The sequence below is a fragment of the Pseudomonas sp. FG47 genome, from assembly GCF_057809115.1.
In genome coordinates, this window is sequence record NZ_JBMDJI010000001.1 from 46,639 (window position 1) to 66,241 (window position 19,603).

16 protein-coding genes are annotated in these 19,603 nt (G+C 64.3%); 10 read left to right on the plus strand and 6 right to left on the minus strand.

The window, feature by feature from the left end; translation table 11 throughout:
* Positions 1–7 precede the first annotated feature (7 nt).
* Both ACODS5_RS00230 and ACODS5_RS00235 read left to right on the plus strand, forming a co-directional pair.
* Positions 8–1,048: a histone deacetylase family protein gene (locus tag ACODS5_RS00230; protein ID WP_134689156.1), complete on the plus strand. Its 1,041-nt coding sequence runs from the start codon at positions 8–10 to the stop codon at positions 1,046–1,048.
* Between the two features lie 2 nt (positions 1,049–1,050).
* Positions 1,051–2,154 carry a polyamine ABC transporter substrate-binding protein gene (locus tag ACODS5_RS00235; protein WP_489107636.1) on the plus strand — a complete coding sequence of 368 codons (1,104 nt, stop codon included), beginning with the start codon at positions 1,051–1,053 and terminating at the stop codon, positions 2,152–2,154.
* Between the two features lie 29 nt (positions 2,155–2,183).
* Here the strand turns inward: ACODS5_RS00235 and pdxR are convergent, their stop codons facing one another.
* Entirely contained in the window at positions 2,184–3,704 is a 1,521-nt protein-coding gene (gene pdxR / locus ACODS5_RS00240) for a MocR-like pyridoxine biosynthesis transcription factor PdxR (RefSeq protein WP_489107637.1), read from the minus strand.
* A 90-nt stretch (positions 3,705–3,794) separates the two neighbouring features.
* Between pdxR and ACODS5_RS00245 the strand changes: the two genes are divergently transcribed.
* The 3 genes from ACODS5_RS00245 to ACODS5_RS00255 are packed head-to-tail and all read left to right on the plus strand — an operon-like array spanning position 3,795 to position 5,562.
* On the plus strand, positions 3,795–4,424 hold the full coding sequence (locus ACODS5_RS00245; RefSeq protein WP_489107638.1) for an FMN-binding negative transcriptional regulator: 630 nt from the start codon (positions 3,795–3,797) through the stop codon (positions 4,422–4,424).
* A gap of 12 nt (positions 4,425–4,436) precedes the next feature.
* Positions 4,437–4,883, plus strand: a complete 447-nt coding sequence (locus ACODS5_RS00250; protein WP_134689152.1) for a GNAT family N-acetyltransferase — start codon at positions 4,437–4,439, stop codon at positions 4,881–4,883.
* 7 nt (positions 4,884–4,890) lie between these two features.
* Positions 4,891–5,562 carry a GNAT family N-acetyltransferase gene (locus ACODS5_RS00255; protein WP_134689151.1) on the plus strand — a complete coding sequence of 224 codons (672 nt, stop codon included), beginning with the start codon at positions 4,891–4,893 and terminating at the stop codon, positions 5,560–5,562.
* Positions 5,563–5,707: 145 nt separating this feature from the next.
* Here ACODS5_RS00255 and oadA read toward each other — a convergent pair whose 3' ends face one another.
* Together oadA and ACODS5_RS00265 are read right to left on the minus strand one after the other, a co-directional pair.
* The gene (gene oadA, locus ACODS5_RS00260) at positions 5,708–7,516 is read right to left on the minus strand and encodes a sodium-extruding oxaloacetate decarboxylase subunit alpha (protein ID WP_134689150.1); all 1,809 of its coding nucleotides are present in this window, start codon (positions 7,514–7,516) and stop codon (positions 5,708–5,710) included.
* An 11-nt stretch (positions 7,517–7,527) separates the two neighbouring features.
* On the minus strand, positions 7,528–8,943 hold the full coding sequence (locus tag ACODS5_RS00265; protein ID WP_134689149.1) for an acetyl-CoA carboxylase biotin carboxylase subunit: 1,416 nt from the start codon (positions 8,941–8,943) through the stop codon (positions 7,528–7,530).
* 204 nt (positions 8,944–9,147) lie between these two features.
* Here ACODS5_RS00265 and ACODS5_RS00270 point away from each other — a divergent pair, with 204 nt between their 5' ends.
* Complete coding sequence (locus ACODS5_RS00270) at positions 9,148–10,095, plus strand: LysR family transcriptional regulator (protein ID WP_167659419.1); 948 nt, start codon at positions 9,148–9,150, stop codon at positions 10,093–10,095.
* On the opposite strand, the gene ACODS5_RS00275 is transcribed toward ACODS5_RS00270, so the two are convergent.
* Entirely contained in the window at positions 10,037–10,255 is a 219-nt protein-coding gene (locus ACODS5_RS00275) for a PA3496 family putative envelope integrity protein (RefSeq protein WP_134689147.1), read from the minus strand. The genes ACODS5_RS00270 and ACODS5_RS00275 overlap by 59 nt on opposite strands.
* A 140-nt stretch (positions 10,256–10,395) precedes the next feature.
* Positions 10,396–11,262, minus strand: a complete 867-nt coding sequence (gene hexR / locus ACODS5_RS00280) for a transcriptional regulator HexR (RefSeq protein WP_023630201.1) — start codon at positions 11,260–11,262, stop codon at positions 10,396–10,398.
* Positions 11,263–11,365: 103 nt separating this feature from the next.
* Here hexR and zwf point away from each other — a divergent pair, with 103 nt between their 5' ends.
* Positions 11,366–12,808 (plus strand): glucose-6-phosphate dehydrogenase, encoded by a 1,443-nt coding sequence (zwf, locus tag ACODS5_RS00285; RefSeq protein ID WP_134689146.1) that lies wholly within the window; start codon positions 11,366–11,368, stop codon positions 12,806–12,808.
* 93 nt (positions 12,809–12,901) lie between these two features.
* Positions 12,902–13,219 (plus strand): hypothetical protein, encoded by a 318-nt coding sequence (locus ACODS5_RS00290; protein WP_489107639.1) that lies wholly within the window; start codon positions 12,902–12,904, stop codon positions 13,217–13,219.
* A gap of 21 nt (positions 13,220–13,240) precedes the next feature.
* On the opposite strand, the gene ACODS5_RS00295 is transcribed toward ACODS5_RS00290, so the two are convergent.
* Entirely contained in the window at positions 13,241–16,102 is a 2,862-nt protein-coding gene (locus tag ACODS5_RS00295) for a GGDEF domain-containing phosphodiesterase (protein WP_134689144.1), read from the minus strand.
* Between the two features lie 255 nt (positions 16,103–16,357).
* On the opposite strand from ACODS5_RS00295, the gene uvrD reads away from it, so the two are divergent.
* Positions 16,358–18,541, plus strand: coding sequence for a DNA helicase II (gene uvrD / locus ACODS5_RS00300; protein ID WP_134689143.1), 2,184 nt, complete (start codon positions 16,358–16,360; stop codon positions 18,539–18,541).
* 189 nt (positions 18,542–18,730) lie between these two features.
* Positions 18,731–19,579: a Tim44 domain-containing protein gene (locus tag ACODS5_RS00305; protein WP_134689142.1), complete on the plus strand. Its 849-nt coding sequence runs from the start codon at positions 18,731–18,733 to the stop codon at positions 19,577–19,579.
* Positions 19,580–19,603 lie beyond the last annotated feature (24 nt).

Sequence of the window (19,603 nt, forward strand, 5' to 3'; positions counted from 1 at the left end):
ACAATAAATGCTGACGATCTATTCCGATGACCACCGCCTGCACCATGGCCGCTGCGAGCTGATCGACGGCAAGCTGATGCCCTGCTTCGAAATGCCCTCCCGTGCCGACCACGTCCTGGAGCAGGTCAAGCAGCGCAATCTCGGCCCCGTGCAGGGTCCAAGCGATTTCGGTCGTGCCCCGTTGCAGCGCATTCACAGCGCCGACTACCTGAACTTCTTCGAAGGCGCCTGGGCACGCTGGGCGGCCCTCGGCCAGCAAGGCGACCTGCTGCCGTTCACCTGGCCCGCGCGCACCCTGCGCCAGCTCAAGCCCAGCGGCCTGCACGGCGAGCTCGGCTACTACAGCTTCGACGCCGGCGCGCCTATCACCGCCGGCACCTGGCAGGCCGCCTACAGCGCCGCCCAAGTGGCCCTGACCGCCCAGGCCGCGATCCAGCAGGGCGCCCCAGCGGCCTTCGCCCTGTGCCGCCCGCCTGGGCACCACGCCGCCGCCGAGGTGATGGGCGGCTACTGCTACCTGAACAACGCTGCCATCGCCGCCCAAGCCTTCCTCGACCAGGGCCGGCGCAAAGTGGCCATCCTCGACGTCGACTACCACCACGGCAACGGCACCCAGGACATCTTCTACCACCGTGGCGATGTGTTCTTCGCCTCGATCCACGGCGACCCGCAAGACGAATTCCCGTTTTTCCTCGGCTATGCCGACGAAACCGGCGAAGGCGCGGGTGAAGGTTGCAACATCAACTACCCACTGCCCGCCGGTAGCGATTGGAGCGTCTGGAGCGGCGCCCTGGAAGACGCCTGCCAGCGCATCGACCGCTATGACCCCGAGGTGTTGGTGATCTCCCTTGGCGTGGATACATTCAAGGACGATCCGATCTCCCAGTTCAAGCTGGACAGCCCGGACTACCTGGCCATGGGCGAGCGCATCGGCCGGCTCGGCAAGCCCACCCTGTTCGTGATGGAAGGCGGCTATGCCGTAGCACAAATCGGTATCAACGCGGTCAATGTGCTGGAAGGCTTCCAGCGCGCCCAGCCAGGAGCCTGATCATGGCCAGACTGAAAACGTTGCTCGCCCCGCTCGTCACCGCCGGCCTGCTCGCCGGCGCGCTCCAGGCCCATGCCGAACAGCGCGCCTTGCGGGTCTTCAACTGGTTCGACTACATCACCCCGCAGACCCTCAGCGGTTTCCAGCAAGACAGCGGCGTGAAGCTGGTCTACGACATCTTCGACACCAACGAGGCGCTGGAGGCCAAGCTGCTCACCGGCAACTCCGGCTACGACGTGGTGGTGCCCTCCAATGTGTTCCTCGCCAAGCAGATCGAAGCCGGCGTGTTCCAACCGCTGGACCGCGCCAAGCTGCCCAACTGGCAGCATCTGGACCCGGCGCTGATGAAGCTGATCGAGGCCAACGACCCCGACAACCGGCATGCGGTGCCCTACATGTACGGCACCGTGCTGATCGGCTTCAACCCGGCCAAGGTCAAGGCCGCGCTCGGCGACGACGCGCCGGTGGATAGCTGGGACCTGATCTTCAAGCCAGAGAACATTGCCAAGCTCAAGCAATGCGGCGTCGCGCTGCTCGACTCACCGTCGGAGATCCTGCCGCTGGCCTTGGCGCACCTGGGCCTGGACCCCAACAGCGGCAAGCCGGCGGACTACCAAAAGGCCCAGGACCTGTTGCTGCAGATTCGCCCGTACATCACTTACTTCCACTCCTCCAAGTACATGGCCGATATGGCCAATGGCGACATCTGCGTGGCGGTGGGTTATTCGGGCAGCTTTTCCCAGGCCGCCAACCGGGCGCGCGAGGCGAACAACGGCGTGGTGGTGGACATGCGCCTGCCCAGGGAAGGCGCGCCGATCTGGTTCGACATGCTGGCGATCCCGAAGAACGCGGCCAACCCCGCGGATGCCCACGCCTTCATCAATTATCTGCTGCGCCCAGAGGTCATCGCCCCGATCAGCGATTTCGTCGGGTACCCCAACCCGAACAAGGACGCCACCGACAAGGTCAGCCCGGCGATCCGCGACAACCCGAACCTGTATCCGACCGCAGAGGCGATGGCCAAGCTGTATACCCTGAAGCCGTTGCCACGGGATGCCGAGCGGGCGCGGACCCGGGCCTGGACCCGGATCAAGTCGGGCACTTGACGTTATTGGGGCTGCTCTGCAGCCCCAGTTCAGCGTCGCCAGGCCTTGCGCAGGCGCATCAAGGCGTCCGCAACCTGGGCTTGCGGCACTGCGGCGAACCCCAGCACCAGCCCTGCGCGGTTATCCACAGGCACTTGACTGTCCTCCAGCCAGAATGAGCTCAGCGGATTCACCTCCACCCCAACCGCCTGCGCCTGCGCTACCAGTGCCTGCTCCCGCGCAAAGTTATCCACATCCACTTTCACATGCAGCCCCGCCGCCACCTCGGGCATCGCCCCCAACCCCGGCACATCCAGCGGCCAGCCGGCCATCAGCACATCGCGCCGCGCCAACGCCGCCCGCCGCATCCGTCGGATATGCCGCTGGAAATGCCCCTGGGCCATGAACTGCGCCATTACCCACTGGGTACCCACCTCCGAGTGACGCACCGCCAAGGCCCGACCACGGCTGAATGCCTGCACCAGGTGCACGGGCAGTACCAGGTAACCCAGGCGCAGCGCGGGGAAGGCAATCTTGCCGAAGGTGCCGACATACAGCACCCGGCCTTGCCGATCCAAGGTCGCCAGCGGTGCCAGTGGCGCGCCGCTGTAGCGGTACTCGCCGTCATAGTCGTCCTCGATGATCCAGCCCTGTTCCCGCTCTGCCCAGGCCAGCAGCGCCAGACGCCTTGCCAGGCTCATGGTGACACCCGTCGGGTACTGGTGGGCTGGCGTCACATAGGCCAAGCGGCAGTCCGCCAGGCCCGTGCAATCCATGCCCTCGTCGTCCACCGGCATGCCCCTGAGCTGTGCCCCGGCCAAGGCAAACGCGTGCCCCGCCGCGCGGTACCCAGGGTTTTCCACAGCCACGGCATCACCTGGCTGCAGCAGCAACTGTGCACAAAGGCTGATGGCCTCCTGGGCGCCATGGGTGATCAAAATTTGTTCAGCGGTGCAGGAGAGCCCCCGCGACCGGCGCAAGTAAGTGGCAATCAACTCACGCAGCGCCAGCTCCCCCGCCGGGTCGCCGTAGCCGAGAGCCGAAGGATCGGGGTTTCGCCAGAAACCCGCATGCAGCTTGGCCCACACCTCGAACGGGAACAGGTCATAGGCCGGCACGCCCACCCGGAAAGCACGGGGAGCGCCATTTTTTGGCGGCGGCAAATGGTGCTTTTGCAGACGCTGCAACGGCACGCTGGAAGCTGCCAAGCTGGATAAATCCTCAGTATCAAAAGGAGAAATTGTGGATAACTCTGTTGATAAACCCAGGGATAACCCTGTGGACAGTTGTGTGGATAGTTTTTCCAGCTGGCTGACATAGGTGCCGTCGCCCACCCGACTTTCAATGAAACCTTCGGCGTACAACTGGTCGTACGCCCGCACCACGCTATTGCGCGACAACCCCAGGATCGCCGCCAGGTCGCGGGTGGCGGGCAAGCGCGTACCACTGCCCAGCCGACCGTCCAGCACCCGCGCGCGCAAGGCCTGGTACAGCTGCTGGCTAAGGCCGCGGCGCCGGTCAAGGACGATGCCGGCAGGATCGAACGGCAAGGCATGGGACGCTTCGCGCATGGTATTGGACCTATGAAAACTACCGTGAATGGCTCTTACACAGAACCAATAGCCTGCCTAGCATGAGGTCATTCGACAAGGACCCATCCCATGTACAACAGCAAAGCGCACCAGGAACACGACCTCTGCCGGCTGCACCTGCACATGCAGCAGACCCGGCTGGCCATGCTGGTCAGCCACGGCGAACAGGGCCTGCTGGCCAGCCACTTGCCGGTGCTGCTCGCCCCGGACGAAGGTGAGTTCGGCACCGTCTACGGCCACCTGGCACGGGCCAATCGCCAGTGGCAGGACCTGACGCAGGGCGGTGAAGCACTGCTGGTGTTTCCCGGTGCCGATGCCTATGTCAGCCCAGGCTACTACCCAAGCAAGCACGGCAACCCCAGAACGGTGCCTACCTGGAACTACACGGCGGTTCACGCCCACGGCCCGGTCGAAGTGATCCACGACGCCACAACGCTGCTGGCGATCGTCAGCCGCCTGACCGATCGCCACGAGCAGGGGCGCGACACCCCCTGGAAAACCACCGACGCCCCTGCGGACTACCTCGACGGCATGCTCCGCGCCATCGTCGGCATCCGCCTGCCCATCACCCGTCTGCAAGGCGCGCGCAAACTCAGCCAGAACCGTTCGGCCGAGGATATCGCTGGCGTGCACGCGGGCCTGGCGGCCAGCACCGACTACCTGGACAACCAACTCGCCGCGCAGATGCGCGATTTCTAAAGGAAAAGCCCCATGACCCGCGTTACCTTGCGCCCGGTCGGCGCCGACGATCACTCAGCCTGGCTGCCACTGTGGCAGGCCTACCTGCGCTTCTATCAGACCGAACTGGCCGACAGCGTCAGCGCCAGCACCTGGCAGCGCCTGCTCGACCCCAACGAGCCGACCCACTCGACCCTCGCCTGGGTCGATGGCAAGGCGGTGGGCATGGTCAACTTCATCTACCATCGTTCCAACTGGAGCATCGAGCATTCCTGTTACCTGCAGGACCTCTATGTCGACAACGCGCAGCGCGGCCTGGGCATCGGCCGCCAACTGATCGAGCAGGTGTACGCCACGGCAAAGGCCGCCGGCTGCAGCAAAGTGCACTGGCTGACCCACGAAACCAACGCCACCGCCATCAGCCTGTACGAGCAGGTTGCCGAGCGCCCGGGCTTCATCCAATTTCGCAAGGCACTGTAGGCCGATCATGAGCGATGCATTGAACTGGACACCTGCCGGTACACCCAAGGCCGAGCCCCTCGAAGGCCGTTTCATCCGCCTGGAAAAGCTCGACCCGGCGCGCCATGGCGACGATCTATGGGACGTGCTGCAAGGGCCGGGCTCGGACCCGCTGCTGTGGGACTACCTGCCCTATGGCCCGTTCGCCGAACGCGCCAGCTTCCAGCGTTGGCTCGACGGCAACGCCGCCAGCCGCGACCCGCTGTTCTACAGCGTGATCGACCTTGCCAGCGGCCAGGTGCAGGGCATTCTCAGCTACATGTCGATCGTGCCCGAGCAGGGCCGTTTCGAGATCGGCCACATCGCCTTCGGCGCGGCCATGCAGCGCACGCCCAAAGGCACCGAGGCGGTCTACCTGCTGAGCCAGCTGGGCTTCGCGCTGGGCAACCGCCGGCTGGAGTGGAAGTGCAACGACGCCAACGCCCGCTCCAAGCGTGCGGCCGAGCGCTTTGGCTTTGTCTTCGAAGGGGTATTCCGCAATCACATGGTGGTGAAGGGGCGCAACCGCGACACGGCCTGGTATTCGATTACCAACGGTGAATGGCCAGCGGTAGCCGCAGGGTTCGAACGCTGGTTGAGTATGGATAACCAGCAACCTGAAGGTCAGGTGCGATCGCTGGAAGCTTGCCGCAAAGGCTGATGATCTGTTCGCCGGCAAGCCGGCTCCTACAAGGGCAGTGCCATGGTTATAGGAGCCGGCTTGCCGGCGAACATGCCACTTCTCCAGCAAAAAAAGGGGAGCCTAAGCTCCCCAGAGGTTAACCGCTTACAGATGAAGGCTTCGGTCAGCCTTCGATCTCGATCAGGATCTCGCCCGGGGTCACCCGGTCGCCCTTGGCCACATGGATAGCCACCACCTTGCCGGCGATAGCCGCCTGCACTTCGGTCTCCATCTTCATCGCCTCGGTGATCAGCACAGCCTGGCCGGCCTTGACCACATCGCCTTCCTTGACCAGCACATCGACGATGTTGCCCGGCATGCTGGTACTGACATGGCCCGGCGCGCTGGCTTGCTTGCGCTTGCTGCCACCACCGCCGACGAACTCGTTGAGCGGCTCGAACACCACTTCCTCCGGCATGCCGTCGATGGACAGGTAGAAGTGACGCTTGCCTTCGGCCTTGACGCCGACACCGGTGATGTCGACGCGGTAGGTCTCACCGTGCACGTCAATGACGAACTCGGTGGGCACACCCTCGCCCCCCACCGAAGCCACGCCGCCGGCCTCCGGAATTGGCAGCAACGCTTCAGGGGTCAGGGTGCCGGCGGCACGCTCCTCGAGGAACTTGCGCCCGATGTCCGGGAACATGGCGAAGGTCAGCACATCCTCTTCGTTCTGGGCCAAGGCGCCGATATCGGCGCGCAGCTTGGCCATTTCCGGTTTGAGCAGGTCGGCCGGGCGCACGTCGATCACCTCCTCGCTGCCGATGGCCTGACGCCGCAGTTGCTCGTTGACCACACCCGGGGCCTTGCCGTAGCCGCCCTGCAGGTACAGCTTCACCTCGTTGGTGATGGTCTTGTAGCGCTCGCCGGCCAGCACGTTGAAGAACGCCTGGGTCCCGACGATTTGCGAGGTCGGGGTGACCAAAGGCGGGAAGCCAAGGTCTTCGCGCACCCGCGGGATCTCCGCCAGCACTTCGTTCATGCGGTTGAGCGCGCCCTGCTCCTTGAGCTGGTTGGCCAGGTTGGAAATCATCCCGCCCGGCACCTGGTTGACTTGCACGCGGGTGTCCACAGCGGTGAATTCGCTTTCGAACTGGTGGTACTTCTTGCGCACGGCGTAGAAGTACAGGCCGATCTCCTGGAGCAGCTCCAGGTCCAGGCCGGTGTCGAACTCGCTGCCCTTGAGCGCGGCGACCATCGACTCGGTGCCCGGATGGCTGGTGCCCCAGGCGAAGCTGGAGATCGCCGTGTCGATATGGTCGGCGCCGTTTTCCACCGCCTTGAGCTGGCACATGGCGGCCAGGCCGGCGGTGTCATGGGAGTGGATGAACACCGGCAGCGACTGCTCGGCCTTCAGCGCCTTGACCAGCTCGCCGGTGGCGAACGGGGTCAGCAGGCCGGCCATGTCCTTGATCGCCACCGAGTCGCAGCCCATGGCTTCCATCTGCTTGGCCTGCTTCACGAAGGCGTCGATGGTGTGCACCGGGCTGGTGGTGTAGGCGATGGTGCCCTGGGCGTGCTTGCCAGCGGCCTTGACCGCCTCGATGGCCACGCGCAGGTTACGCACATCGTTCATGGCGTCGAAGATGCGGAACACGTCGATGCCGTTGACCGCGGCCTTGGCGACGAAGGCCTTGACCACATCGTCGCTGTAATGACGGTAGCCCAGCAGGTTCTGCCCACGCAGGAGCATCTGCAGACGGGTGTTGGGCAGCGCGTTGCGCAACTTGCGCAGGCGTTCCCACGGATCTTCCTTGAGGAAGCGCACGCAGGCGTCGAAGGTTGCGCCACCCCAGACTTCCAGCGACCAGTAGCCGACCTTGTCGAGCTTGTCGCAGATCGGCAGCATGTCTTCGGTGCGCATGCGGGTGGCCAGCAAGGACTGGTGGGCGTCGCGCAGGATCGTGTCGGTAACAAAGATTTTCTTGGACATTATTCGGTTCCTCACAGGCCTGCGTGGGCGGCGATGGCGGCGGCGATGGCCAGGGCCAGCTCTTCGGGTTTGCGCTTGATCGAGTAGTTGGTCAGTTCGGGGTGGCTTTCGACGAAGCTGGTGTTGAACTGGCCGCTACGGAATTCCGGATTGCGCAGGATCTCCTGGTAGTACGCGGCGGTGGTCTTCACCCCCTGCACGCGCATGTCGTCCAGGGCCCGCAGGCCGCGGTCCATGGCCTCTTCCCAGGTCAACGCCCAGACCACCAGTTTCAGGCACATGGAGTCATAGAACGGCGGGATGGTGTAGCCGGTGTAGATGGCCGTGTCGGTGCGCACGCCCGGGCCGCCCGGGGCGTAGTAGCGGGTGATCTTGCCGAAGCTGGGCAGGAAGTTGTTCTTCGGGTCTTCGGCGTTGATGCGAAACTGCAGGGCGTAGCCGCGGTGCTGGATGTCTTCCTGCTTGATCGACAGCGGCAGGCCGGAAGCGATACGAATCTGCTCTCGGACGATATCGATACCGGTGATTTCCTCGGTGATGGTGTGTTCCACCTGCACCCGGGTGTTCATCTCCATGAAATACACCTCGCCATCGGCGAGCAGGAACTCCACGGTACCGGCGTTCTCGTAGTCCACCGCCTTGGCCGCGCGCACCGCCAGGTCGCCGATGTAGGCGCGCTGTTCTGGGGTCAGCTGTGGGCTTGGGGCGATTTCGATGAGTTTCTGGTTGCGCCGCTGGATCGAGCAGTCGCGCTCGAACAGGTGCACCACGTTGCCGAAGCTGTCACCGAGGATCTGCGCCTCGATGTGCTTGGGGTTGACGATGCACTTCTCGAGAAACACTTCCGCCGAGCCAAAGGCCTTGGTGGCCTCGGAAATCACCCTGGGGAAGTTCTGTTCCAGTTCCTCGCGGCTGTTGCACCGACGAATGCCGCGCCCGCCGCCGCCGGAGGTGGCCTTGAGCATCACCGGGTAACCGATGCGGTCGCCTTCGCGCAGGGCTTCGTGGATATCGGCAACGTTGCCTTCGGTGCCTGGGGTCACCGGCACCCCGGCCTGGATCATGGTGCGGCGCGCTTCGGTCTTGTCGCCCATGCGGCGAATGACCTCGGCGGACGGGCCTATGAACTTGATTTCGCGTTCAGCGCAGATCTCCGCCAGTTCGGCGTTTTCCGACAGGAAACCATAGCCCGGGTGCAGGGCGTCACAGCCGGTTTCCACAGCGAGGTTCACCAGCTTGCGCGGGTTCAGGTAGCCGGCCAGCGGCTCGGCACCGATGCTGTAGGCCTCGTCGGCGCGCTTGACGTGCAAGGCGTGACGGTCGGCGTCGGAATAGATCGCCACGGAGCGAATGCCCATTTCGGCGCAGGCACGCACGATCCGAACTGCGATTTCACCCCGGTTGGCGATCAGGATTTTTTTTATCACTGGAGTCTTCCCAAAGCCGTAGGAACAGACGATCCGGTTCTACCGGTCGGCGCGTGACCAGACGTCGCTGGCCAGTCGCGTATTCACCCTAGCGCTGAAGGTCGATAAACAAAAATCAATATTTGTTAGAGGTAGTATTAGCAAAGGCTTATAGTTCGGTAACAAGGTTTTGCCGGAGCCCCGGAAAAAATGCGTAAGTCCTTGATGCGTATGACTTTGCGTCAATTGCAGATCTTCAACGAGGTGTGTGATCTGCGCTCCTACAGCCGGGCCGCCGAAGAGATGGCGCTGACGCAACCCGCCGTTAGTCTACAGATCCGCCAGCTCGAGGAGCTGGTGGGCCAGCCGCTGTTCGAGTACGTCGGCAAGAAGCTCTACCTGACCGAAGCCGCCGAGGCGCTGCAACGCGCCAGCCGGGATATCTTCGGGCGCCTGGAGAACCTCGACATGCAGCTGTCGGATCTACAGGGCTCACTGCAGGGCCAGCTGAAACTGGCGATCGAATCCAGCGCCAAGTACTTCGTGCCACACCTGTTCGCCGCCTTCAAGCAGCGCCACCCGGAGGTCAACCTCACCTTGACGGTGGTCAATCGGGCCCAGGCGATCCGACGGCTGTCGGACAACCGCGACGACCTGATCATCATGTCGATGGTGCCCCAGGACATGGGCCTGGAGTTCCTGCCCTTCCTCAACAACCCGATCATCGCGGTGGCGCCGCCGGAGCATCCGCTGTGCCAACTGCCGAGCCTGCGCCTGCAAGATCTCGAGCCTCATACCTTGCTGGTCCGCGAACAGGGCTCGGGGACACGCAAGGCCTGCGAGGAATACTTCAAGGACAAACGCGTGCACTTCAGCCAGACCCTGGAGGTAGCCTCCACCGATTCACAGCGCGAATGCGTGGTGGCCGGGCTGGGCATCGCCCTGCTGACCCGCCATGCGGTGAACCTGGAACTGGCCACCGGCGTGCTCCGCGAGCTGCCGGTCGAAGAGCTGCCGCTGTACCGCAGCTGGTGCCTGGTGCAGTCCAAGAGCAAGCGGCAATCGCCGGTGGCGCTGGCGTTTCAAGCGTTCATCCGCAGCGAACGTGCAATGATCAGCGGGCTTGTTGAGCGTTTCTCTGGGAAGTTGCCGCCGATACCTGCCACACCGTGAGGTCCTGCAGGTCGGGGTAGTCGGCCAGCTCGCGCAGCAACTGGCGCTGGTCGCAGTAGCATTCGATCGCGCGGCGGAACTCCATGCGGCGCTGATCCTTTTCCTGCTGCTTGCGAGCCTTGGCGTTGGGTTGGTACACACCGTCGTGATCACGTGCCATTGCCTGTCTCCCAGAAAGGATGCGGGGAGTTTCAGGGTGGGCCTTGGGGTTTACGGTTTGGTGGTGAAAGGGTGACAAAACCGTGAAGCTTGAGGATAAGCCCGCTCCCACGCCAGTCGCATGCACGAACAGCGTGCAGGTCAGTCGTCGGTGGCCTTGATCGACTTGGGCGACAGGCGCAGGCTGCGCAAGCTGCGCTTCACGCTCTTGAGGTGGTTGACCAGGCTCGGCCCGCGGGCCATGGCCACGCCCATGGCCAGCACGTCGATCACCACCAGGTGGGCGATGCGCGAGGTCAGCGGGGTGTAGATCTCGGTGTCTTCGTGCACGTCAATGGCCAGGTTGACCGTCGACAGTTCGGCCAGCGGTGTCTGACTCGGGCACAGGGTGATCAGGTTGGCGCCGCTCTCGCGCACCAGGTTGGCGGTGATCAGCAGATCCTTCGAACGCCCCGACTGCGAGATACACACGGCCACGTCGCCCGGTTTCAAGGTCACCGCCGACATCGCCTGCATGTGCGGGTCGGAATAGGCCGCGGCGCTGAGCAACAGACGGAAGAACTTGTGCTGGGCATCGGCCGCCACCGCCCCGGACGCACCGAAACCGTAGAACTCCACACGCTGGGCCTGGGCCATGGCCGTCACCGCCTGCTGCAAGGCCTGTGGATCGAGGTGCTCGCGCACCTCCATCAGCGTGTGCAGGGTGGTGTCGAAGATCTTCAGGCTGTAGTCGGCGACCGAGTCGTCTTCATGGATGGCGAACTGGCCGAAACTGGCCCCGGCGGCCAGGCTCTGCGCCAGCTTGAGCTTGAGGTCCTGGAAGCCCGAGCAACCGATCGCCCGGCAGAAACGCACGATGGTCGGCTCGCTGATTCCCACGCTGTGCGCCAGGTCGGCCATCGAGCTGTGCATGACGGCAGCCGGATCTAGCAGCACGTGGTCGGCCACTTTGAGTTCCGATTTGCGCAGCAGGTGCCGCGATTGGTCGATATGTTGCAACAGATTCACGGGCTGGACTCGGTTATGATCGGCGTGCCGGGATGTAGCTTTCTTGTAGTTATACTACATGCTTGCCAACCCGCCCAGCTAAACGAACGTGGAGAGTGGTGGTTTGACTATTCCTTGCGACATCCTGGTTTTCGGCGGTACGGGCGACCTGGCCCTGCACAAACTGCTGCCGGCGCTCTACCACCTGTATCGCGAGGCCCGTCTACACAACGCCGTGCGGATCATTGCCCTGGCTCGGCGGCCACTGCCGCGCAACGACTACGTCAAGCTCGCCGAGCGCCATTGCCGGGCACAGATCGCCCGCCAGGATTTCGACGAGGATGTCTGGCAGCGCTTTTCGGCGCGGCTGGACTACTTCCCCATGGATGCCGCGCAAAGCGCCGACTTCGGTCGCCTGGCCCGCTATCTGGGCGAGCCCGGCGGGCTGACCCGTATCTACTACCTGGCCACCGCGCCCAAGCTGTTCGTCCCCATCGCCAACCACCTGCGCATCGCCGGCCTGGCCGACAGCGAGGCGCGCATCGTGCTGGAGAAGCCCATCGGCCATTCGCTGGAATCGGCCACCGCCATCAATGAGGCGATCGGCGCGGTGTTCGACGAGTCCCAGGTATTCCGCATCGACCACTACCTGGGCAAGGAGACAGTGCAGAACCTCATGGCCCTGCGCTTCGCCAATGCCCTGCTGGAGCCGGTGTGGCGCAACAGCCAGGTCGATCATGTGCAGATCAGCGTGTGCGAGACCCTTGGCGTGGAAAACCGCGGCGCCTACTACGACCGGGCCGGCGCCACCCGCGACATGCTGCAGAACCACCTGCTGCAGCTGCTGTGCCTGGTGGCCATGGAGCCGCCGGCGCAGTTCGAGGCCGAGGCGGTACGCGACGAAAAGGTGAAGGTCCTCCGCGCGCTCAAGCCGATCACCGGCCAAGACGTACAGGACAAGACCGTGCGCGGACAATACGCCACTGGCAAGATTGGCGGCCAGGAAGTCCCTGCCTACTACTTCGAGAAGGATGTGGACAACGACAGCGATACCGAGACCTTCGTCGCGGTGCAGGCGCACGTCGAGAACTGGCGCTGGGCCGGGGTGCCGTTCTACTTGCGCACCGGCAAGCGCATGGCGCGGCGCTCGTCGCAGATCGTCATCCAGTTCAAGCCCGTGCCCCATGAGTTGTTCAGTGGCGGGCAGGTCAACCAGTTGCTGATCCAGTTGCAGCCGGACGAGCACATCAGCCTGCGCATGATGACCAAGAGCCCGGGCAAGGGCATGCGCCTGGCACCGGTCGAGCTGGACCTCAACCTGGCCCAGGCCTTCGCCCAGACTCGCCGTTGGGAGGCCTACGAACGCCTCCTGCTGGATGTGCTGGAAGGCGATTCGACGCTATTCATGCGCCGCGACGAAGTCGAGGCCGCCTGGGCCTGGATCGACCCGATCCTGCAAGGCTGGCAAGAGCACTTCCAGGCCCCGCGCCCCTACCCCGCTGGCAGCAATGGCCCGGAGCAGGCCAACAGCTTGTTGGCACGCCAAGGGAGCCATTGGCATAGCTGAAAGATCTCCCTCTGCCGAGGGTACCCCTGATTCGCTGATCCTCACCCCAGGCGACGTATTCCACGTCGCCCTACCAAACGAGGCAGCAAAGCCATGTATATCGAAACCAAGAACTGGACCGCACAGAACGACAAGATGCCAGGCAACGCCCGCTTTGTGGTTTCCGGCACCGTCACCGTCGGCCACCCAGGCATCAATGCCGAACTGAGTGTCCGCGCACGCCAGGACAAGTCCTTGGCCCTGGCGCTGGACCTTAACGTCAGCAAGGCTGATGGCTTCTTCATTCAAGTGGTGACCGACAAGACCGTCAGCCTTGAACTGCCGGGCGATCACGGCAACATTCCTAAAGTGGATATCTTCCACGATGGCAAGCTGATCACCAGCATCACCGAAATCACCGAAACCCACTGATCAACGTGTTGCAACCACCTCTCAGGCTTTCCATTGAGTGTGTGGTTGCTGCAACAAGGCCTTGAACGCAGCGGCGTCCACCGGCCTGCTGATCAGGTAACCCTGGACTTCATCGCAGCCGTGCTCGCGCAGGAATGCCAGTTGCTCCAGGGTTTCCACGCCCTCGGCCACGACCTTCAATTGCAGGCTCTTGGCCATGGCGATGATCGCCCGGGTAATGGCCGCGTCCTGGCTGCCGTCGAGCAGACCGCGGATGAACGCCTGATCGATCTTGACGTAGTCCACCGGGAAGCGCTTGAGATAACTCAACGACGAATAACCGGTGCCAAAATCGTCGATGGCCAGCTTCACGCCCAAGGCATGTAACTGCTCGAAAGTGACGATGATGTGCTCGACGCTGTCGATCAACTGGCTTTCGGTCAGTTCCAGCTCCAGCAGATGTGGCGCCAGCCCCGACTCCTGCAGGACCTGGCGCACCAGGCTGACCAACTTGCCCTGGCGCAATTGATACACCGACAAATTCACCGAAACCCGCACTTCCATGCCCTGGCGCAACCATTCGCAAGCCTGCCAGCAAGCCTGGCGCAGGACGAACTCACCCATCGGCGCGATCAGCCCGGTTTCCTCGGCCAAGCCGATGAACTCGCTGGGCGGCACCATGCCCCAGTCAGGGTGCTGCCAACGCACCAACGCCTCGGCCGCGTGCAACTGCCCGGTGCGCAAGCACAGCTTGGGCTGGTAGTAGACCAGCAACTGCCCCTCGTCGATCGCCTTGCGCAACTGGTTCTCCAGTTGCAGTCGCTCCAGGGTGCTGGCGCGCAGGCTCTCGGTGTAGAACTGGAAGCTGTCGCCGCCCAGGTGCTTGGCGTGCTGCTTGGCCATGTCGGCCTGGCTGAGCAGCGCATTGAGGTCGAAGTTGGCGTCAGACAGCAGGCTGATACCCACCGAGGCGCTGATCACGACCTCGTGCCCGCCCACCCGCTGCGGTACGCGCAGCTTGTCCAGCAAACGGCTGGTGACGCGCACCAGGCTGGACAGGTTGGTGTAGCCATCGAACAACACCGCGAACTCGTCGCCGGACAGCCGCGCCACGGTGTCGGCCTCGGGTACCGCATTGGCCAGGCGCTGTGCCATCTTCTTCAGCAACTGGTCGGCCAGCTCGTGGCCCAGGCTTTCGTTGAGCAGCTTGAAGCGGTCCAGGTCGACATGCAGCAGCGCCAGGCTCCGGCCGTTCAGGCGGATGCGCTGCGCCGCCTCGTGCAGGCGCAGGCGGAACAGCGCGCGGTTGGCAAGGCCGGTGAGCTCGTCGTAGTGCGCCAGGTAGCGCAGCCGCTCTTCCGACTCACGGCGCGCCGACAGGTCGGTGAAGAAGCCGACGATATTGACGATCTTGCCCCGGCCGTCACGCACGCTGTTGAGCTGCAGCCATTGCGGGTACAGCTCGCCGTTCTTGCGCGCCTCGACCAGCTCGCCCTGCCAGCGTCCCTGCTGCTCCAGCGCCTGGTCGATGGCCTGGCTGTGGCGCCGCGCATCGCGGCTGCAAGGCAGCTCCAGGGCGTTGCGGGCGATCAGTTCGGCGCGGCCATAGCCGGTGACGTCGCAGAACGCCTGGTTGACCGCCAACAACTGGAACTCGGCATCAAGGATGGCGATGCCTTCGCTGGCCGCCTCGAACACCGTGGCCGCCAGGCGTTGCTGCTCTTCCTGTTCTTTTTGCGCGGTGATGTCGCGGCGCGTGCCAAGCATGCGCAGGACCTTGCCCGCGGCGTCGCTCTCCACCGCCCGGCCGCGGTCCTCGATCCAGCACCAGTGGCCCTGGGCGTGGCGCACGCGGTACTCGACGCGATAGTCCTCGGTGCGGCCCTTGAGGTGTTCGACCAGGGTCCGGCGCAACAGCGGCAGGTCATCGGGGTGCAGGCGCGGCTTGAGGTCGGCGGCCACCGTGCGCACCTGCTCGGCGTCCAGGCCGAACAGCGCGTGCAGTTGGGTGTGGTGGACCTCGTCGGTCTCCAGGTTCCAGTCCCACAGGCCCAGCTCGCTGGCTTGCAGTGCCAGGGCCAGGCGTTGCTCGCTCTTGCTCAGGGCCTGGATGGCCAGGTCCAGCTCGTGGCTGCGCTGGGCCACCCGCTGCTCCAGGCCAGCCTGGGCTTGGCGCAGTTCGTCCTCGGCCTGACGGCGCTGACGCACCTCGGCGCTGAGTTGGTGATTGAGGTCCTCGCCGTGCCGTTGGGCACTTTGCAGGTGCTCGATCAGCGCCTGGTTCTGAAACCGCCGCAGCAGGCCGCGCTCGATCAACCGGTTGACCTGCCAGGCCACCACCACGAACGCCGCCAGCAGGATCAATCCAAGCCAGCCCCAGCCCCGCAGGTGGCCGGCGTCGTAGACGAACAGAAAAGCGACCGGCGGCAACAGGCAAGGCAGGGCGAAACTGAGAAACGCCGGCAGGCTGACGGCGTAGGCGACGCTGGCCGACAGCGCCGCCGCGCCGAGCAGGCCGAACACCCAGGCCTGCTGCACGAAGTTGTCCACCGGCGCCAGGGCAATCGCCGCGCAGGCCAAGGTCAGGCCGCTGAAGGCCGAGCCGAGCAGGAACATCCGTCGCCAAGCCGGCCTGGCCTGACGTACCGGGGTGGCGCGCTCGAACGCCGCCACCTGAATCACCCGCAGCGCCACCAACGCCAGCAGCCAGGCCAACCACACGCCCACCAGCAGGTAGCGCCCAGGGCTCCAAAGCAACCAGGCGCACAGCAAGCCGTTGAGCAGCATGAACAACGTGGGCAGCAAGGAGCCCTGATAAAGCAGGCGGGTACGCTCGATCGACAGCTGCGTGGCGAATTGCCTGCGAACGCTCCGTGTCGTCTGCGGCGATGCTCCGATCGCCATGCAATCCTGGGTCATATGGCCTGGGTTCTTGTGGTGTTCTTGTTATGGCAAACCGCAAATGTGCAGCGAGCATACACAAGCGTCGCCTCGGACCAAACTGCTCTGCGTCATGATTTCGAAAATGTCCCATCCGTCTAACTGCGACCGCTCAACCACGGGCCCTGGCCAGCGGCGCCGATGAACGGTTGGACGAACCCGTGGCGATTTGCGCCGCCGGCGTTTGCCCCTGCCTGCGCGCGGCCATAGAATGCCCGGATGCACAATGATGACCTCTCCCTCCTGCTGAACTCCCTCAACGACGCCCAACGCCAGGCCGTAGCCGCCTCGCAGGGGCGCCAACTGGTATTGGCCGGCGCCGGCTCGGGCAAGACCCGGGTGCTGGTGCACCGTATCGCCTGGCTGATCCAGGTCGAACAGGCCTCGGCGCATTCGATCCTGTCGGTGACCTTCACCAACAAGGCCGCGGCGGAAATGCGCCAGCGTATCGAGCAACTGCTGGGTATCAACCCAGCCGGCATGTGGGTGGGTACCTTCCACGGCCTGGCGCATCGCTTGCTGCGCGCCCACTGGCAGGAAGCAGGCCTGGCGCAGAACTTCCAGATCCTCGACAGCGACGACCAGCAGCGCCTGATCAAGCGGGTGATCCGCGAGATGGGCCTGGACGAGCAAAAGTGGCCGGCGCGCCAGGTCCAGTGGTTCATCAACGGGCAGAAGGACGAGGGCCTGCGCCCGCGCCACATCCAGGCCAGCGGCGACCTGTTCCTGGCCACCATGCGCGACATCTATGTGGCCTACGAACAGGCCTGTGATCGCGCCGGGGTCATCGATTTCTCCGAACTGCTGCTACGCGCCCTCGACCTGTGGCGCGACCAGCCAGACCTGCTGCACCACTACCAGCGCCGCTTCCGGCACATCCTGGTGGACGAGTTCCAGGACACCAACGCCGTGCAATACGCCTGGTTGCGCCTGCTCGCTTGCGGCGGCGACAGCCTGATGGCGGTGGGCGACGACGACCAGTCGATCTACGGCTGGCGCGGCGCCAAGATCGAGAACATCCACCAGTACACCGCCGACTTCCCCGACGCCGAGCTGATCCGCCTGGAGCAGAACTACCGCTCCACCGGCGGCATCCTCAAGGCCGCCAACGCCTTGATCGCCAACAACAGCGGGCGCCTGGGCAAGGAACTGTGGACCGACATGGGCGAGGGCGAACCGCTCACGCTGTACGCCGCGTACAACGAGCACGACGAAGCGCGCTACGTGGTCGAGACCATCGAAAGCATCATCAAGCAGGGCAGCGCGCGCAACGAGATCGCCATCCTGTACCGCTCCAACGCCCAGTCGCGGGTGCTGGAAGAGGCCCTGCTGCGCGAGCGCGTGCCCTACCGCATCTATGGCGGCCAGCGCTTCTTCGAGCGCGCCGAGATCAAGAACGCCATGGCCTACCTGCGCCTGCTCGAAGGCCGCGGCAACGACGCCGCGCTGGAGCGGGTGATCAACGTGCCGCCGCGCGGCATCGGCGAGAAAACCGTCGAGGCGATCCGCGAACACGCCCGGCACAGCCAGCTGTCGATGTGGGACGCCATGTGCCAGCTGCTTGCCGCCAAGGCCCTCAAGGGCCGTGCCGCCAGCGCCCTGGGGGCATTCATCGAACTGCTCGAGAACCTCGCGGCCAAGGTCCTGGACATGCCGCTGCACCTGATGACCCAGACCGTCATCGAGCAATCCGGGCTGATCATCTATCACCAGGAAGAAAAGGGCGAGAAAGGCCAGGCCCGGGTGGAAAACCTTGAGGAACTGGTCAGCGCCGCGCGCAACTTCGAAACCAGCGACGAAGACGCCGACCTGTCGCCGCTGTCGGCCTTCCTCGGCCACGCATCGCTGGAGGCCGGCGACACCCAGGCCGACGAGCACGAGGACAGCATCCAGCTGATGACCCTGCACAGCGCCAAGGGCCTGGAGTTCCCCTACGTGTTCCTGGTGGGCATGGAGGAAGGCCTGTTCCCGCACAAGATGAGCCTGGAAGAACCCGGGCGCCTCGAAGAGGAGCGCCGCCTGGCCTATGTCGGCATCACCCGGGCCATGCGTCAGCTGGTGATGACCTACGCCGAGACCCGTCGCCTGTATGGCAGCGAGACCTACAACAAGGTGTCGCGTTTCGTCCGCGAGATTCCGGCCGGGCTGGTGCAGGAAGTGCGCCTGTCGAACACTGTCAGCCGCCCGTTCGGCGGCGCCAAGACACCCGCCAGCAGCCTGTTCGCCAATGCCAACATCCCGCAGACCGCATTCAATCTGGGCCAACGGGTGCAGCATGCGGTATTCGGCGAGGGGGTGATCCTCAACTTCGAGGGGTCCGGCGCCCAGGCCCGGGTGCAGGTGAATTTCTCCGAAGGTAGCAAGTGGCTGATGCTCGGTTACGCCAAGCTGGAAGCCATATGACCGAACTGAACGGCATACCTCTGTAGGAGCGGCTTTGCGGCCCTTTCGCGACACAAGGCCGCTCCTACAGGTAACACGCACTTCCGGCCAATCAGGCAAAAGCTCGAAACATCTTGTCGCTGGCTATGTCTGTCAGTTCATGTGCACCATGACGCGCGTGCAATCCACACAAACGGGAATCCCCATCTTATGCAACGTTTTCTTAGCATCGCTCTGGCGCTCTGCGTCGGCCTGACGCTGAGCCTCGACGCCAACGCCAAGCGCTTCGGTGGTGGCAAGAGCTCGGGCTCCGCGCCTATCCACCAGACCCGCCAGGCCACCCCGACCACGCCTGCCGCCGCACCTACCGCTCCAGGCCGCGCACCGGCAGCCGCCAGTGGCGCTTCGCGCTGGCTGGGCCCGCTGGCCGGCCTCGCCGCTGGCGGCCTGCTGGCCTCCATGTTCATGGGCGACGGCTTCCAGGGCATGCAGATCCTCGACTTCCTGATCATGGGCCTGATCGCCTTCCTGGTGTTCCGCTTCATCGCCGCGCGCCGTCGCCAACAGCAGCCGCAACACGCTGCCGCCGGCCACGCTCCGTACCAGCGCGAAGCCCAGCCGCAGGCCGCCCCGCAGTCGATCTTCGGTGGTTCCGCCGCTCCGGCCGCCGCCCCGGCGATCAACGCCCCGGCCTGGTTCAACGAAGCCAGCTTCCTGGCGGCCGCCCGTTCGCACTTCCAGTCGCTGCAGCAGCACTGGGACGCCAACGAAATGGACAAGATCGCCGAGTTCGTCACCCCGCAGATGCTCGACTTCCTCAAGCGCGAGCGCGCTGAACAGGGTGAAGGCTTCCAGTCCACCTACATCGACGACCTCGATGTGCAACTGGACGGCGTCGACGAGCGCACCGACCAAACCGACGCTACCCTGACCTTCCGTGGCGTGTCGAAGACCTCGCGTTTCGACCAGGGCGAAGCCTTCAGCGAAAGCTGGCACATGGTTCGCGCCCATGGCGAAAACCAGCCTTGGCTGCTGGCCGGTATCCGTCAAAACGGTTAACCGTCGCACGTTGCAGAAAAAACC